The sequence below is a fragment of the Pedobacter hiemivivus genome (assembly GCF_005144565.1).
Taxonomy (GTDB): domain Bacteria; phylum Bacteroidota; class Bacteroidia; order Sphingobacteriales; family Sphingobacteriaceae; genus Pedobacter; species Pedobacter hiemivivus.
In genome coordinates this window covers 84,441-101,187 of the sequence record NZ_SWDX01000012.1, presented here as the reverse complement: position 1 = coordinate 101,187, position 16,747 = coordinate 84,441, and the positions used below count along the sequence as shown (strand labels likewise).

The following is a 16,747-nucleotide window of genomic DNA, read 5'->3' as shown; positions in this document are numbered from 1 at the left end:
AACATGCATTTTCCTGATTATCACCCTATTTTAACAAATTTCAATACCAGTATTATATTGCCATTCTATAAAAAGTTAGTAGATTTTAAACGTATACTTCCTTTAAATGCAAAATATTTTCAACGAAATGGCTTAGAGGTGATTATCGTAATGGATGACCCGGAAGGAGAAAGCAATTTAATGCTTCTAATAAAAGAATATCCACTGATTAACTGGTTGATAATAATCAATAGAGAATTACATAGATGGAGAAATCCGGCAAAAGCAATCAATGTGGGTATTAGAGCATCAACAAAAGACTATATTATGGTGTGTAGCCCTGAAAGTATGTTTCATACTGATGCCATTTTCAGATTAAGGTATATAACTGAAAATTATAAACACAGTTTTGCTATAGGAAAAGTAGCTTTTGGATCATATGAGAGTGCTTTTAATGGATCGCTGAACGCATTTCTCTCATATGGCAGTGTAATGGTAAACAAACAATATTTGGAACAGGTTACTGGCTATTCAGAAAATTTTGAAGAATGGGGAGGTGAAGACGATAACCTTAGGGCCAAATTAGAATATATAGGTTTGCAAAAAATATTGGTTAATGATGCAATATTAATTCATTATGAGGATAAAAGTAGCGGATATACCGATCGATCAAAAAAATCGAAAGCATTACCTCTAGGCACAAAGAGAAAAGCTTTTATCCCGGATATGGATGATTTTCAAAATTTAAACTGGGGAACTGATTTTTCAGAAATTATTTATGATTATCGTAAAAATATTTAGGGGGAAAAGCTATGTTGAGATTATTTGGCATAATTTGAGCATTATGAAATATGTAGAGGGGATGCGTTTTAAATCTGTACAAAATGATAGTATTAATCCACATATTCGATATTTGTAACAGCAGTCTCATAAAAGCCCCAACTAAGGGGCTTTTATGAGACTGCTCAGTTAAAACGCCTACCAAAAAACGGCTGTTCAGCTTTTTCTCCTGTCTCTAATACTATTACAAATATGCATAAATATTTATAGTATTACACTTTATGTATAATTATTGTTTAAATTAATTAATTTAAAACGTAATTTTGGCTTATAAATTACTCTGTTGTTAATTTTTCGGCATGTTTGTCTAGGTTTTTAATTGAGCCTTTATTTTTGATTTAGATTTTTTTTAAAATCTTAATTTAAAAAAATGCACTTTTACACCACAATAGCAGGTGAAAAGATTGAATACGGAATATTTCATAGCAGGGCGGATAGCCATAAAATCAGAGCGTACTTTTTCTAAGTTGATTGTTCGTATCGCTATAGCAGGAGTCATGCTAAGTCTGGCGGTGATGATGCTTTCTGTCGCCATTATAAAGGGGTTTAAAACAGAAATACAGGAGAAGGTAAGAGGCTATATTGGAGATGTAAGGATCTTTAAATACAGTTTAAATAATTCGTTTGAACTTTTGCCTTTTGTGCCCCAAAAGAAAACGATAGATCAGCTAAATAACAATCCTGATGTAGAATTTTACCAGCCTTATGCTACAAAACCAGCAATTATTTCGGCCAATGATGAGGTTGAAGGGATCAATTTTAAAGGGATAGATAAGACTTTTAATTGGGATTATATTCGCAAGCATTTGGTTAGTGGTAAAGTGATTGATTTTGCAGATAGCGCTAAAGCTACAAGGCAAATCATGATTTCTCAATTTACAGCCAACAGATTAAGACTTAAAGTTGGCGACGACTTTATCATGTACTTTGTACAGAATCCACCACGTAAGCGCCCCTTTAAAATCGTAGGTATTTATGACATCGGTGTTGAAGAAATTGATAAGGGTTTTGTAATCGGCGATCTAAACATCATCAGAAGGTTGAATAACTGGAAGCCTAATGAGATTGGTGGTATTGAAATCAGAATTAAAGACTTCTCTAAATTAAAATTAGTATCCGATCATATTTACGAGAACATGGAGCTGAATCTAAAATCAGAGTCTGTTTCCGAGTATTTTCCGGCAATTTTTACCTGGCTGTCCTTACTGGATGTCAATACAAAAGTGTTGTTGGTATTGATGATGGTCGTAGGGGTGATCAATATGATTACCGCTTTATTGATCATGATCCTTGAGCGAACCAATATGATAGGCATATTGAAAGCTTTCGGCATGACGGACTATAGCGTAATGAAAATATTTATGTACAATGCCCTTTACCTCGTAGGTTTTGGGCTATTGCTTGGTAATATATTGGGATTGGGCTTAGGGTTTTTACAGCAATACACACACATTTATAAACTAGACCAGACTTCATATTATTTATCGTACGTCCCGATAGAGATTCATTTCGTTGATGTTTTGATCCTAAACCTGGCCACATTTGTGATTTGCCTCGTGGTATTGATATTACCTTCCATGTTGGTTAGCCGAATTAGTCCACTAAAAGCGATTAGGTTTAAGTAAAAATTTACCTGGCGTTCTTTACATATTTGTTAAGCCAGGTGTTCATTTCCCAAAGCATATGAAGCAAGTTTTCTTTACCGCTATAACTATGTGATTCATAAGGTAAAAATATAAAACGACTGGTGCCACCAAAGCCTTTAATGGCGTTAAATAGACGTTCACTATTGATCGGGAAGGTTCCCGGATTGTTATCCGAATCACCATGTATTAATAGTAATGGTGTTTTAATTTTGTTGGCGTAACTAAACGGACTCATCTCATAATACAGTTGTGGAGCCTCCCAATAGGTGCGTTCTTCATTTTGGAAGCCAAATGGAGTTAATGTTCTGTTGTAGGCACCACTGCGTGCAATACCAGCTTTAAACAAGTTGGTATGCGCAAGTAAGTTGGCCGTCATAAAAGCTCCGTAACTGTGACCACCAACGGCCATACGATTCCTATCGCCAACCTTCGCGTCAACCAGTTTGTTAATTGCTGCTTCCGCATTTAGTTTTAGTTGCTCAATAAAAGTATCATTTGGTTTTTTCCCTTCTACTGATACAATTGGCATCTCTGCATTGTCTAGTACGGCATAGCCCTGTGTAACCCAATAAATAGGAGAAGCCCAGCTAATGGTAGTGAAACGATCCTTAGAACCTCTGATTTGTGCAGCATCGGCGGCAGAGTTAAATTCGCGTGGATAAGCCCAGATCAGTACAGGGAGGGGCCCATCTTTGCTTTTGTCATAACCCTTAGGCAGATATAAGTTGCCAGTTAAGTCAATGCCATCAGCCCGTTTGTAGGTGATTTTTTCTTTACTAACACCATCCAGTTGTGGATAAGGGTTGGTAAAGTTGCTGATTTGGCGGTCGGCTATGCGGAGTGTTAAATTTTTGATGAAATAGTTAGGAACCTCTTTTTGCGATTCTTTTCTGGTTAATAAAACAAGCTTGTTTGCATCCAATACATCAACTACAACTTCGTAAGTTCCTTCTGCGCTACGCCAAATGAGCTCATTCTTTTTTGTTCCCAGATCAAACTTAGCGAGAAAGGGTAAGTCTCCCTTGGGCGAAGAACCAACGGTATTGTTCATCAATAGCTGAGTTCCGTTGTTGAGGAGTTGAATAACTTGTCGGCCATATTTATTTTTAGTAATAACAGGTTCTCCAGGGTCATTATAAGCATCGGTTTCGTTGCGCTCGTACAAAGTCTCTAAGCTGCCAGTTGTGGTATTGTAGCGGCTTACCTTAAGTTTTTGCTTGCTTCGTAGTCCTTCTTGTACCAGTGCCAGGGAAGCATCACCCCAGGCAGTTCCTTGATAGCGCATTTGGGTTTTGAAAAGTTCTTTTGCTTCCCCATTAAAAGGGGCAGTTAAGGCATAAACGGCATCATGAAAGTCTACTTGTTTTTTGATTAATCCGCTATCCAAAGGCTGTGCCCAGATGATGGTGGCAGGTTCGTCATCGCGCCAGTCATAGCCTCGAGGCAGGTTTTGTACATTGTCATAACCCGAAGGTCGGCCCTCGCTTGAAGGTAGCTCTGCAAGTGTTTTAACCAGTTTTCCACTTAAATCTGTTATAGTTAGGGTAGAGGGAAAGCCATTTGCAGAAACGAGGTAAGAGAAAGGTTTTTTTATCGTTCTGATCAGCAAATAATTTTTATCAGGAGAGCTGCTTACGCTCGAATAAATTGCAGGTTTAGCAATAGGTGTTTCTACACCATTTTTATTTTTCACCAACTGGGCGGTAGCAAAGAACTCAAACAATTGCTCGTCGTATGGTGATTTAATTAAATCCTGATAGGTCGCACTTGGGGCGGCTTTGCCTAAGTTTTGTTGTACCGTAGGGCCTTTAGGCATTAAAGGTTTTTTAGGTGCTGCACTGGCAGGCCTCGTAGCCACTTTGTACAATAAGGTGGTTGGATTTAGCCAGGTTACACCTGTGCCAAGCACCATATTAAGGAATTGCTTATTGATTTTTGTCGCTTTTTTGGTTGCAATATCAATGAGGTAAAGATTTATCCCTTTTTGAGTGGTATTGGTGAAAGCTATTTTTTTCTCATCAGGGCTCCAGCTTATATTTCCGGCAAATAATGGAGTTGGAAGGCCTGTAATGGTAAAATTTTTATCAGTCTTAATGTCTTTAAGTGTAAAGCTATTGATATAAGTTTGTCTACTTAGCGAGTAATTGTCCGGGTTGATTCGTAACCCTGCAATGCGGTATTCAGGCATGGCCAGTTCCTCTACCGATGGATAGGAGTTGCGACCACTCAAGAGCATCCATTCTGCCTTGCTATCAATGCTAACCGCAGGTGCTGGTTTGGCTAGTAGCAGGTCGGCCATCTCTGTTGGAGGAATTTGATAATCTACGGCATCTTGCGCGTAAAGGTTAATGGAGCCTGCTAGTAGAAATAGATGAAGTATAAGTCTTTTCATAATCGATATTTAACTTTACAAAGTGTAAACTTAAGATTCTTTCGATTAAGATTCCAATTTGTGCCCAGCGAAATTGGCAAACCTTTCGACTGCCTTTGATAGGGCTGAGGATTGTGTTTTATTTAAAATATGGAATGGAAAGGTCTCCACAACAATGGATTTTCCTTTTAGGGTTCGCTGCCATGTGCCTTCAATTATACCATCAATAATGATCATCCTGTTAAATACTGGATTGTTTCTTTTAAAGTCGGGAGTTATTTTAATCGGGTTAAATATGGCACTGCGGTCTATATAGCCCATGCCATATTCATCATAATCGGGCATGAGGAAGCTTTTGGATAAGCTTGTTGCAGCTCGGTTGAAAATACCGGAAGGATTTTCAAAAGGTAAAATATATGTTTTCCCCTCAAAGGTTTCCTCAAAAAAGGCTGAACTGCTCATTGCTGCTGCTCCTTTTTTTGCTTCGGTGAGTGTTAAACCCGACCATACTGAAAAGTCTTTGATTGTCGCCGGCCCTCGACTACTAAAGTATTTATGCGCCAATAAGGCCAATGCTTCCTCACGTGGCATCGGTTTAGCCGCAGGTACACGTTCATCAAATAGGGCATAGGTAAACTGTTTGCCTTGTCTCGCACCACTGCAAACTATACAGTCAAGTTCTGCCTGCATCATTACATGCCCTATTTGACGTCCATTCAAAGGAATGTCCGAGCGCAGTAGCTCCGCAGCAATCGCTGCTCGCGTAAGGTGTTTGCCACCTTCAAGCGCTTTGGTTATTAGATTATTACATTTGTTAAACAGATTTCTCTCAAGTCCCAATTCGCGGTTATAGAAAGCCATAACTGTTTCAACCCTGGGCGCACTGAGTCCAATTAGCCACCTGATATCTGTCGGAGTTACAAAATGCCAGGTTGGCCGTAACAAATGTGTTCTTAAAATTAGTCCTTCATTAAAAGCTTTTTCAACATCCTGTTCCGTTATACCTTTTAAGCGTAGGGCAATTGCCCATTTCGACATTGCATATTCCTGAGCTTGCATGGCCACCATCCAACTCACAATTTCCTGAGGGGTTTTAAATACAGTTTCCGAGATCTGTTGGTTAACAAGTCTATGATTCAGTAACGCTGCTTTTGTCATCCTGCAAATTAAATAAACTAACTTACAGATCAAAAGAGCCTAAAGCAATCCCCGATTAGAATGCAATTCCTAAACTGAATCCACCTCTTAAACCAATCAGCGGACCTTTTACTTTTGCTGTTACACCTGAATTGGTGACTGTTGCATTTACGTATTGTTTATCCCGGATGGTCGTCGTACTCTCGATATCCTCTCTCAAATTCGTTTTGTCCTGTTGCGACATTGTACTTAAATCAACAGGTCCATCAGCATCGCCTTTTATGGTTCCATAATGGCCGCCAACATAAATGTCAAGTGATATGGTCCTGGAAATGATGAATTGACTTCCCAATAGAATACCGCCCGCATAGCCTTTTAAGTTCGATTTTAAAGGAACGTTATAGGTTCTGGTGTTGGCCTGGAATTCATAATCATAATTAATCTTGGTATTCACGTATCGACCATATAGGGCGAGATAAAAACCTCTTGCTCCGGAGAATTGGCCACCATAAAAGCGAAACTCAGCAGTATAGGCTGTATTTGAAACCCTGATTCTGTCCAGATCATCTTTTATCCTGTCATCATCATCAAATATTTTGTCGGATACTCTTTCTGTAATTGGAAGGTCCGACAGTGTATTTTCTGACATCTTATTGTATCCAAATACAAAACTGACTTTTCGGCCTAGTAAATGCTCGTAACTAAAGTTGTAACTTTTTAACATGGTTAATGCAGCGAGGTTGATCTTTATCAGATTTTTTCGATAAGGCCTAGGATCCTTTTCTACTCTAGGAGTGTCAATTGTTGTTTTTGTGCTATCTGTATTTATGCTGTCTGTTTCAGACTGTGCTTTTGCTCCGGTTGCAGATAGTGCTAACAGGAGTAACGTCCCCCAGAGTATTGAAATCCCAGGAGCCCTTAAGGTTAATAAATGTTTCATGGTGCGAAAAATTTAGTTAAATTTAAGCTTAGTTAACTTCTTAGTATATAGCAATTTGTTGTCATTTTATTTCTCACATTCTATAACAAAACTTTTTTGCTTCCTGAGTGTATTGTAGTATACATCATCCCTTAGATTTAGTCATTCAATAAAATAAAAATGTGCTATGAAAACGAAAAGTAGGCCAACATGGTTTGGCTATTTGGAGAACTTAAGGCAGCGTGTTCATGAGTCCAGCCAATTTAGCCTAACTGCATTTGATGATTTCATCAAAGCCAATGGTTTCGCTTACTCATTTTTTAGATACAATGTCCCATTTATTTACTTGCTGGATTATCGGACGGGGATGTATATCAACATGTCTGATAATTTTGCCGGTTACAGTTCCGAATGTTTTTTAAAAGATGGGATTAATCATACGCTTCAGATTTATGATCCTGATCATTTGAATGTTTTTGATAAAGAGATTTTTCCGGATCGACTGGACATTTTAAAAAAAATCAAGCCAGAAGAGCATAAGAACTATGTTTTCTCTTATACGCAGCGGATGAAGAACAGGGAAGGTATTTATGAAGATTTTCTTCAGCGTAATTGTTTTTTATCGGATAAGGAAGGGAATCCGATCTTTAGTATGGGGATGATCATGAACATCAATCATTTTGGTAACCACAATTCTATCGTACAAACGGTTGATAAAGTTGATGGTATTGGAATCGGTGAGCATGAGTCCATCTATAAAAAGGTGTATTACCTAAACGAGGAAGACAAGTTGTTTTCTAAGCGTGAAAAGGAAGTGCTGTTATGGATGGCAGAGGGGTTGAGTAGTAAAATGATTGCCGATAAGTTGTTTATTAGCGAGCATACGATCAATAATCACCGCAGACATATGCATGATAAAACGCATACAGCAAATGCCATTGCTTTGGTAAGTTTTGCAATTAAAAATGGGGTAATATAAAAAGATGATCTGCACAGTCAGCCATCGCATTACTGTGCAGATCAATTAATTGATTTATTTTGCTTGTGGGTAGGTATAAGTAATCATCCATTGCGTGCCGAACTTGTCTTGGACAATGCCAAAATAGTCTCCCCAAAACATTTTTTCCATTGGCATCTCTACTTTTCCGCCGGGAGATAGCTCCTTAAAAATACGGTCTGCTTCGGCTTCACTTTCTACACCAAGAGATAGGTAGAAGTTGTTTCCCAATATTATTTTCTGTCCCATAGATTCCAACGTGTCTGTTGCCATCAGGATGTTGCCATTAGGAAATTTTAGTGAAATGTGACAGATTTTGTCTTTTTCATTTTCAGGTGTTTTATCATCGGGCATATCCCTGAAACGCATGATCATTGTGATCTCGCCACCAATTACAGTCTTATACAAATTAAAAGCTTCTTCGGTTGTCCCCGGAAAGTTCAAATAAGGATTAAGCGTAGTCATAATTTTGAATTTTAAGTGTAAGTTTTATGTTATTTGATAGGTTGTACTGTTAATAACAAACGTTTTTATTGTCTGTTCTTCCAATTCAAAATTAACCTTAATGGCCTGAAATGGATGGGTGGTAATACGCCAATGTTAGGGGCGGTCTGCGGCATAATTGTGATCAGCATTTCTAACGTAAGTAGATTGATTGACATCTTTTACAGATAGAAAGACGGAGTACATGGTAAAATCCGTAAATTTGCGAATTGATTAATTAATAAAGATACTGTGTCGTTAGATAAATTAAAACTAAGCAAGTCGCTTATAGCCGCAATGAATGATGCGGGATACATCTCTGCAAAAGAAATTCAGGCAAAAACAATGTCGCGGATTATTGGTGGGCAGGATATAATTGCTATTGGTCCCGAAGGCTGTGGTAAAACTACCACTTATGTGCTTGGTGTTTTAATGAAGCTAAAATACAGTACTGATGAAGCACCTAAGGTGTTGATTTTGGTGCCTGGTGGAGAACGCGTAGAGGCTGTAATTGAAGAGTTTATGTTGTTAAGCAAAAACAGGAACTTGCGGATTATAGGTTTGTATGGTACAGGTGGTATGGATGACGACATTAATGACCTTTTAGAGGGTATTGATATTGTTGTAGCAACACCAACAAGGGCGCGTGCTGTTTATCTTAAGTTAGGTTTAAACTTAAATAGACTCCAAACTTTTATTGTTGATGATGCAGAAGTAATTGTAAAGCAAGGGATGCAATTGCCTGTGGCCGAGCTGGCCAGAAGCGCTGGTAAAGTACAACATTTGATATTTACTACTGTAATACATGATAAACTGAGCCTGATGATTGATCAGTTTATGAATTTTCCGACCACAATTGAAGTGGAAGATTTGGGTGATAGTGAAGTGGAAACGCATGAGCTTTTACTGTATCAGGTACCTAATGCTAAGACAAAGATTAACCTGTTGAATCTTTTACTAAGGGACGATGAGGTATTTGATAAGGTTGTTGTGTTTGTAAATACTCGTTTAACTGCTCAAAAGTTGGCTAAAAACTTGCATTCGGCGACACCTGGTGCTGTTACGGTATTAAACCCTTTGTTTTTTGATGAGGATGGTTTTGATCATATAGAGGATTTTAAGGATACTCCTGAAGCGAGAGTTTTAATTGTCGCGAATGAAGGTATGTTGGATCTTGATCTTTCAGGTATCAATTTCATGTTCCATTTTGAGATTCCTGAAGAAAAGGAAACTTTTTTAAGAAGGGTGGTTAAAGGGGATGCGAACGAACTGGTTGCAATTACTTTTGCGACTGACCTTGAACTTGCTGAAGTAAGAAAGATTGAACAATCTATGGGTAAAAAAATCGATGTGATGGATTTGCCTGAAGATTTGGTGATTGATAAAGCTGCCAAAGCAGCCTCGATTAAAACCAAAAAAGTAGTTGTTGAAGGACCTATTGGTGGTGGAGCTTTCCATGAGAAAAAGGAAAGTAACTCAAAAACCCATAACTACGGGATAGGGCAGAAGGCTAAAATGACGATGAAGAAGAAGCACGGCTAAGTGCTTCTTAAAAAGATTTCCTATCTATCATCAGAAAAGGATTCTCTATGCGCGCTGGTTTGTTTTTAATGATCATATCGGCCATTGACTTTCCCATCTGTTCAAAATCTGTGGTAATGGTCGTAATGCCATCGGCAATGATGCTTTTAAGTGGTGTTTCGTTGTAAGAAAGAATGCCAATATCAGTGCCGAGTTTCCACTTGTTCTTCCTTGTGACACGCATCATTTTTACCAGGTCAATGTCGTCCATAATAATACAGCAGTCAAACTGCTGCGGTTCATAATCGCTGGTATTCCTGATCACCTCTGCCGGGAAATCTGTTTTTTTGAATACCGCTGTAAAACCATTTACTACACCTTCAGTTTTAATGTTGTCAGGAAACAATAAAATGATCCTTTTGTATTTTTTAAGCTGCTCAAAATGTGCCTTAAGTATTCCCGAAATATCCTTTTCATAATTCTGGCAAACGCAGGGGTAGTCGTTGCCAAATTCATTTAAGCCCGAATCAAGGATGAAAAGCTTTTTAGCATCCAGCTGTTTTAAAATACCATTTGTTTTTTTGTTGATCTCCGGCATAATTACAAAAGTGTTGTAATAGGCTGCATGATTTCGGATCAGTGTGTCAAAAACACTGATATTATGGTGGTGAAAGTAAAGGTCTACCGTTGCCTGATTTTTGATCTGGTCTATAAAGGCATTGTACAATACTTCCCGATAGGGATTGAATGTACTGAGTAACAAAAAAATGTTTTTCTTGACTTGGACATTGGTGCTCGTTACAAAATAGCCTTTCCCGGGTGTAGAATCAATAATTCCGGCAGTCTTTAATTCGTTATACGCCTTAAATATAGAACCCCGTGCCAGTGAATGTGCTGCGGCAATTGAATTTACAGAAGGTAATATGTCGCCATTTTTTAATGTGCCATTGGATATAGCCTCATGAACAGAAGCAACGATCTGTTTATACAATGGCAGTGATAACGCATTGTCAATTTTTATGATCCCAGCATCATTATAGCTCATTTTTCTTGGTCATGTTTAGTCTTCGCAAAAATAGGTCATAATTCTATTAAAATATAGCAATTAAGTTTTTAGGTGGCGCTGTTTAAATTCCGCCGGACTTACTCCTGTATACTTTTTAAATACGGTCGCGAAGTATTGAGAAGAAGAGAAATTGAGCTTAAAAGCAATGGAGGTTACCGATTCAGCATCTGGTAATTGCAATAGTTTTTTCCCTTCCTCAACCCTGGTACGTAAAATATAATCTACCGGGGGCATTCCAAACTCCTTTTTAAACCAGCTTTTAAAATGGGAATCCGACATACAGAGTTCTTTGGCCAGCAGCTCAATAGGTAGACTTTGGTAAATATTGGTATGGATATAGTTTCTGATTTCCGAGATTCTGTCGGACTGCTCCCTGGCTACATTTTTCTGCGAATATTCAATTACCGTTAATAAAAAATTGCTGATCAGGTTTAAGGTCTGCAATTTATGTAGCGGTTGTTGTACAGGTTCTTCGTGCAGGATAAAGAGCTGGTCCAGCATCTTCTTCATACTATCAGTTCCCTTGAAGTGCCTTTGTCCGATCGACATTAGTTCTTTTATAAATACAGCAGATTCTTCATCATCATAATGTAGGAAACGTTCATTTTTGGGAATCTGAACGATCAGCCAGTATAAAGCTCCCTTTTCTTCAGGGTGCCGGGCTGTTCCATGAGGTTCATTGGGGAAGGTAATAAATACATCGCCACCCCTGATTTGGTACTCTTTGCCATTCACCTCGTATACTTGCATACCTTTATCACAATAACAGATCTCCATCATGCCATCATGCGAATGGGTTTCCAGTTCGCCATGTACATGCTTGTAGGAATACCGGCCTAACCTGATCTTCCCATCAAGATTAAACTTTTTAAAATTTATAATGCTCCTTTCTGTGGTGGAGCGGGTATCAAAATCTGACATGTATAAAATTGTATGTTCCTACTAAATTGAAAGTTTTGCTATTGCTCAAAAGTTAAATTTGATAAAATAATTCAGCAAATCAAATATTGAGTCATTCAGCCAAACGCTTGTGATGATTTATAAACATTGCTTGCAGGATTATAAAACCAAATATGTGCGTATGAACAAGAAGTATTTATCTGATGAACAGATCGCTTTTTTTAATGCTAACGGATATCTGACCGTTAAAGATATCATTACTCCAGATGAGATTGAACACTATAAGGACATTTATAACGATTTCCTGTCTAAGAAGATAGATGTAGGCGCTAACCGCTCGGATCTTGGTGATGGATTGGGAAAAAGTAAAACCAAGGAGAGTATTACCCAGATCATGTGGCCAAGTGATTTTGTGAAGGAGCTGATAGATATGCCATTTCATCAGCGGGCATTGGCCATTAGCAGAGAACTGATCGGCGATGATGCTGAGATGGATTTTGACATGCTGATCAATAAAGCCCCGAATACCAATACCATTACACCTTGGCACCAGGACGAAGCTTACTGGCTAAATGTGCCCGATAAGCGTGCCGCAAGTTGTTGGCTGGCCCTGGATGAAGCAACGGTGGATAATGGTTGTATGTGGTTTGTGCCGGGCTCTAATCTAAAAGAGGTAAGACCACATCGTTTTGCCGGAAAAGAAGGGGGTGCACTAACTTGTGATGCAACAGAAAATGAAGGCGTATATATTGAGCTTAAACCGGGTTCCTGTACTTTCCACCAGGGCCGTACCCTGCATTACAGCAGAGGTAATTCAACCCATACCGAGCGGAGGGCTTTTATCTTAAATTTCAGACCGGCCGAAATGATAAAATATGAAAGGGAGCGGGGTTTTGACCATGGAAGAAACAATGCGGGCGACAGAAAATTGAAGAATGACGATTTCAAAGATTAACATCTTTCAAATGTTAAAATAAAGGTTTGGAACTGAAATATATGTTTTTTATATTTATGTACCAGTCTGTACCAGTTTACATTTTTTATAACATGTTTCAAATGGAATATAAAGACTTATCCAAATTTCATACCCAGGTTTCAGGTTTATTTAAGTGGCCTGAAAGCAGTGAGGAATGGGAACAGTATAAGCTTAATGAGGAGCAGGTGGAGTGTTACAGGGAGCACGGATATGTAAGTGGTATTAAATTTTTGGATGAGGCACAGATCTTAATACTACGGGATGAGCTCGATGCGATTATTAATCCGCAACATCCGGGAAGTGCTTTGTTCCACCAGTTTTATTCCAATGAGTCTTCAGATCCTAATGCGGTTCTATTTCACGCATTAGGGGCATGGCGGGTTACACCTGGTTTTCATGATGTACTGTGGAACCCTGCTTTTGTAATGGCTGCAAGTCAGTTGCTCGGGAATAAGGCTGTGCGTTTCTGGCATGATCAGTTGTTTTATAAACCCGCACAGCATGGTGGTGTAGTGGCTTGGCACCAGGATTATTCATATTGGACACGTACGATACCCATGCACCATTTAACCTGTTGGGTTGGCTTGGATGATGCTACTACAGAGAACGGTTGTTTGTATTATGTGCCCGATAGTCATCGCTGGGGACTGCTGGATAAGCCTGAGCTTGCCGGAGAAATGGATGGCCTGCTGGGCCAGCTTACCGAACAGCAAATGGCGGAGTTTAAGCCTGTGCCTATAGAGCTGAAAAAGGGCTATGGTACTTTTCATCATCCGTTGCTGGTCCACGGTTCTTATGAAAACAAGTCGCTGAACAGAAGACGGGCTTATGTATTGAATGTTTTTGCAGATGGAACCTTATCTGATACCGATAAGGAACTGATGCCTGGAGCTATACCTATTCCTAAAGGAACAAAGATGAGAGGCCAGTTTCACCCTTTATTGTTTGATGAACCACTAAAACTACGCTTATGAGGATACTTTACTTTTGTACAACATGGGGACAAAAAATGAATAGCTGGGATGAATTTTTTAGCGGAATCATTTCGCATGGTTACCAGGGCGTAGAAACAGATCTGCCTGCTGAAGGAGAACAGAATGAGTTTATGGAGGGGCTGGATAAATACGGATTGAAGTTTATAGCCCAGCATTGGGAAACAACGGATGTAAACCTGAAGTCGCATCAGCAGGAGTATGAGGAAAGGCTGCATAAGCTGGCCGCATTAAAACCACTGTTCATCAATTCGCATACGGGCAGGGACTTTTTTAGCTGGGAACAGAATTGCAGCCTATTGGATAGCGCACAAAAAATAGAAAAAGAAACGGGAGTCCGGATTGTACATGAAACCCACCGCAGCAGGTTTGCTTATGCCGCACATGTAACCGCTCCATTCCTTAATCAACGGCCGGAATTGCAGCTTACCCTTGATGTTTCGCACTGGTGTGCTGTAGCAGAGAGCCTGTTGCAGGATCAGCCTGAGGCGGTTAACCTGGCTATAAAGCATACCGCACATATCCATGCAAGGGTAGGCTTCGCACAGGGACCACAGGTAGCAGATCCATCGCTTCCCGAATATGCGGAAGCATTGGCTTTTCATTTGAACTGCTGGGATAAAGTGGTCGAAAATTATAAAGGGGACATATTGACCATCACACCGGAGTTTGGCCCTATTCCTTACATGCCACACCATCTGCCACAGGAGAGGCAATGGCAAAACAACCTGTATATAATGAACCTTTTAAAAAACAGATATCAGCTAAACCAATCATGATAAAAGAAACTAAGATCGGAAATTACAGGTGGTTCATTTGCTTTATGCTATTTGCTGCGACAACTATCAATTACCTGGACAGACAGATTCTCGGTCTGCTGAAACCAAGTCTGGAAAAAACATTTAGCTGGACAGAGACTGATTACAGTCATATCGTAATGGCTTTTACAGCGACTTACGCTTTAGGTCAGCTGTTTTATGGAAAACTAATAGATAAAATAGGCACAAAACTGGGCTATACCATTTCTATCACCGTATGGAGCATTGCAGCCATGCTGCATGCAGCCGTAAGAACAACCTTTGGCTTTGGCGCCATGCGTGCCTTACTCGGAATGGGAGAATCCGGTAATTATCCCGCAGGTGTTAAAACTGTTGCCGAATGGTTTCCTAAAAAAGAAAGGGCGCTTGCCGTAGGTATTTTTGATTCAGGATCTAACATCGGCGCATGTGTGGCACCAATCCTGGTGCCTTGGATCCTGTCGGTATACGGCTGGCAAATGGCATTTATTGTAACCGGGGCCCTGGGCTTTGTCTGGCTCGCCGCCTGGATCTCTTTTTATGAGATCCCTGTTAAGCAAAAGAAATTGAAACCGGCAGAACTGGCTTATATCAATAGTGATGAGGATGCACTTCTGGAAGATAACGATACCAGTACGGTTACCTGGAAAAAGCTGTTGAGCCTTAAACAAACCTGGGCATTTATTGCCGGTAAGTTTTTTACTGATCCGATCTGGTACTTTTTCCTGTTCTGGTTGCCTTCTTATTTCGCCACTTATTTTCACCTCGACCTTAAAAAGCCAAGTCTGCCGCTCGTGATCGTTTATACCGGTACCATGATCGGCAGTATCGGAGGGGGCTACCTTTCTTCCTGGCTCATAAAAAAAGGATGGCCGGTATACAAAGCCCGTAAAGCGGCATTAATGGTTGCCGCCATCTGTGTGATCCCGGTAATGGCAACCCGTTATACGACCAATATGTGGTTTGTAATTGCCCTCATAAGTCTGTCGGTAGCCGCAAACCAGGCCTGGAGTGCCAATATCTTTACTATTGTTTCAGACATGTTCCCTAAAAAGGCGGTGAGCTCTGTAGTCGGTTTAGGCGGCATGGCCGGTGCCATTGGTGGTGTGCTCTTTCCCATGTTTATTGGTTTTATCCTTGATTTTTACAAAAGCACAGGAAATATTGTCGCAGGCTATAACATCATTTTCCTAGTCTGTGGCTGTTCATTTCTGGTCGCATGGCTGGTCATACACCTGCTTGCTCCTAAAATGGAAAAGGTTAAACTTTAATAAAAATGAGAATTTAACATAGCTTCTATATAAAAATGAGTTTTATCAGAACAACCGAAATGCCATCAGTCTACCGTCATCTTGAAAAGATGTCGATAGAAGAACTGCTGAACCACATTAACGATGAAGATGCCTCCATTGCAGCTGTGATACGTGGATTGGTGCCCCGCATTGCAGGACTGGTTGATGCGGCTGCATCACACATGGAACAAGGAGGTCGGCTGTTTTACATCGGCGCAGGTACCAGTGGCAGGTTAGGTGTACTGGATGCCAGCGAATGCCCGCCTACTTACGGGGTGCCAGACGATGTGGTGATCGGTATTATGGCCGGTGGCGATGAAGCCTTGCGTTTTGGTATTGAGGATGCGGAAGATAGCCATGAACAAGGCTGGCTGGATCTGGAAAAATACAACATTAGCAATCAGGATATCCTGATCGGCATAGCCGCCAGCGGTACTACACCCTATGTTTTGGGAGCTTTGAAAAAAGCACAGGAGCAAGGTATCCTTACTGCTTGTATCGTATGTAATGCCGATTCACCAATCGCTGAATATGCAGATTTTCCGATTGAAGCGGTGGTAGGTCCGGAGTTTGTTACCGGCAGTACGCGTATGAAAAGCGGGACGGCCCAAAAATTGATTTTAAACATGATTTCTACCACAGTGATGATCAGGCTGGGGAAAGTGCAAGACAATCGTATGGTGAATATGCAGATCAGCAATGAAAAGCTGGTAGAGCGTGGGGTGAAAATGCTGATGGAGAAAACCGGGATAACTGACTATGCGCAGGCTAAGGCAAGCCTGTTAAAATATGGGAATGTGAAGAATGCAATGGAAAAATTAAAAATGTAAA

General features: G+C 40.0%; 15 protein-coding genes. 9 read left to right on the top strand and 6 right to left on the bottom strand.

Features of this window, described 5'->3' with window-relative positions; translation table 11 throughout:
* Positions 1-3 precede the first annotated feature (3 nt).
* Both FBD94_RS22830 and FBD94_RS22825 read left to right on the top strand, forming a co-directional pair.
* The gene (locus tag FBD94_RS22830) at positions 4-780 is read left to right on the top strand and encodes a glycosyltransferase family 2 protein (RefSeq protein ID WP_136881929.1); all 777 of its coding nucleotides are present in this window, start codon (positions 4-6) and stop codon (positions 778-780) included.
* A 443-nt stretch (positions 781-1,223) separates the two neighbouring features.
* Positions 1,224-2,444, top strand: a complete 1,221-nt coding sequence (locus tag FBD94_RS22825) for an ABC transporter permease (protein WP_131609139.1) — start codon at positions 1,224-1,226, stop codon at positions 2,442-2,444.
* A gap of 4 nt (positions 2,445-2,448) precedes the next feature.
* Here the strand turns inward: FBD94_RS22825 and FBD94_RS22820 are convergent, their stop codons facing one another.
* Genes FBD94_RS22820 through FBD94_RS22810 form a run of 3 tightly spaced genes read right to left on the bottom strand, consistent with a single transcriptional unit; the run spans position 2,449 to position 6,913 of the window.
* Positions 2,449-4,857 carry an alpha/beta hydrolase family protein gene (locus FBD94_RS22820; RefSeq protein WP_169472388.1) on the bottom strand — a complete coding sequence of 803 codons (2,409 nt, stop codon included), beginning with the start codon at positions 4,855-4,857 and terminating at the stop codon, positions 2,449-2,451.
* Positions 4,858-4,902: 45 nt separating this feature from the next.
* Positions 4,903-5,994: a winged helix DNA-binding domain-containing protein gene (locus tag FBD94_RS22815; protein WP_136881927.1), complete on the bottom strand. Its 1,092-nt coding sequence runs from the start codon at positions 5,992-5,994 to the stop codon at positions 4,903-4,905.
* 55 nt (positions 5,995-6,049) lie between these two features.
* Positions 6,050-6,913, bottom strand: a complete 864-nt coding sequence (locus FBD94_RS22810) for a DUF3575 domain-containing protein (protein ID WP_136881926.1) — start codon at positions 6,911-6,913, stop codon at positions 6,050-6,052.
* Positions 6,914-7,079: 166 nt separating this feature from the next.
* Between FBD94_RS22810 and FBD94_RS22805 the strand changes: the two genes are divergently transcribed.
* Positions 7,080-7,871 carry a response regulator transcription factor gene (locus tag FBD94_RS22805; protein WP_131608996.1) on the top strand — a complete coding sequence of 264 codons (792 nt, stop codon included), beginning with the start codon at positions 7,080-7,082 and terminating at the stop codon, positions 7,869-7,871.
* A 54-nt stretch (positions 7,872-7,925) separates the two neighbouring features.
* Here the strand turns inward: FBD94_RS22805 and FBD94_RS22800 are convergent, their stop codons facing one another.
* Complete coding sequence (locus FBD94_RS22800; protein WP_136881925.1) at positions 7,926-8,354, bottom strand: VOC family protein; 429 nt, start codon at positions 8,352-8,354, stop codon at positions 7,926-7,928.
* A 270-nt stretch (positions 8,355-8,624) separates the two neighbouring features.
* On the opposite strand from FBD94_RS22800, the gene FBD94_RS22795 reads away from it, so the two are divergent.
* On the top strand, positions 8,625-9,914 hold the full coding sequence (locus FBD94_RS22795; protein WP_136881924.1) for a DEAD/DEAH box helicase: 1,290 nt from the start codon (positions 8,625-8,627) through the stop codon (positions 9,912-9,914).
* A 7-nt stretch (positions 9,915-9,921) separates the two neighbouring features.
* Here the strand turns inward: FBD94_RS22795 and FBD94_RS22790 are convergent, their stop codons facing one another.
* Both FBD94_RS22790 and FBD94_RS22785 read right to left on the bottom strand, forming a co-directional pair.
* Positions 9,922-10,938: a GntR family transcriptional regulator gene (locus FBD94_RS22790; protein WP_136881923.1), complete on the bottom strand. Its 1,017-nt coding sequence runs from the start codon at positions 10,936-10,938 to the stop codon at positions 9,922-9,924.
* 60 nt (positions 10,939-10,998) lie between these two features.
* Positions 10,999-11,880: a helix-turn-helix transcriptional regulator gene (locus FBD94_RS22785; protein WP_136881922.1), complete on the bottom strand. Its 882-nt coding sequence runs from the start codon at positions 11,878-11,880 to the stop codon at positions 10,999-11,001.
* Positions 11,881-12,040: 160 nt separating this feature from the next.
* Between FBD94_RS22785 and FBD94_RS22780 the strand changes: the two genes are divergently transcribed.
* The 5 genes from FBD94_RS22780 to murQ all read left to right on the top strand — a co-directional run bounded on the left by FBD94_RS22780 (position 12,041) and on the right by murQ (position 16,746).
* Complete coding sequence (locus tag FBD94_RS22780; protein WP_136881921.1) at positions 12,041-12,814, top strand: phytanoyl-CoA dioxygenase family protein; 774 nt, start codon at positions 12,041-12,043, stop codon at positions 12,812-12,814.
* A 101-nt stretch (positions 12,815-12,915) separates the two neighbouring features.
* A complete protein-coding gene (locus FBD94_RS22775; protein WP_235884613.1) occupies positions 12,916-13,809 on the top strand; it encodes a phytanoyl-CoA dioxygenase family protein in 894 nt (297 codons plus the stop codon).
* Positions 13,806-14,606, top strand: coding sequence for a sugar phosphate isomerase/epimerase family protein (locus FBD94_RS22770; protein ID WP_235884611.1), 801 nt, complete (start codon positions 13,806-13,808; stop codon positions 14,604-14,606). The genes FBD94_RS22775 and FBD94_RS22770 overlap by 4 nt, the downstream gene beginning before the upstream one ends.
* A complete protein-coding gene (locus tag FBD94_RS22765) occupies positions 14,603-15,895 on the top strand; it encodes an MFS transporter (protein WP_136881919.1) in 1,293 nt (430 codons plus the stop codon). The genes FBD94_RS22770 and FBD94_RS22765 overlap by 4 nt, the downstream gene beginning before the upstream one ends.
* A gap of 35 nt (positions 15,896-15,930) precedes the next feature.
* Positions 15,931-16,746 (top strand): N-acetylmuramic acid 6-phosphate etherase, encoded by an 816-nt coding sequence (gene murQ, locus FBD94_RS22760; protein WP_136881918.1) that lies wholly within the window; start codon positions 15,931-15,933, stop codon positions 16,744-16,746.
* Position 16,747: the final 1 nt, after the last annotated feature.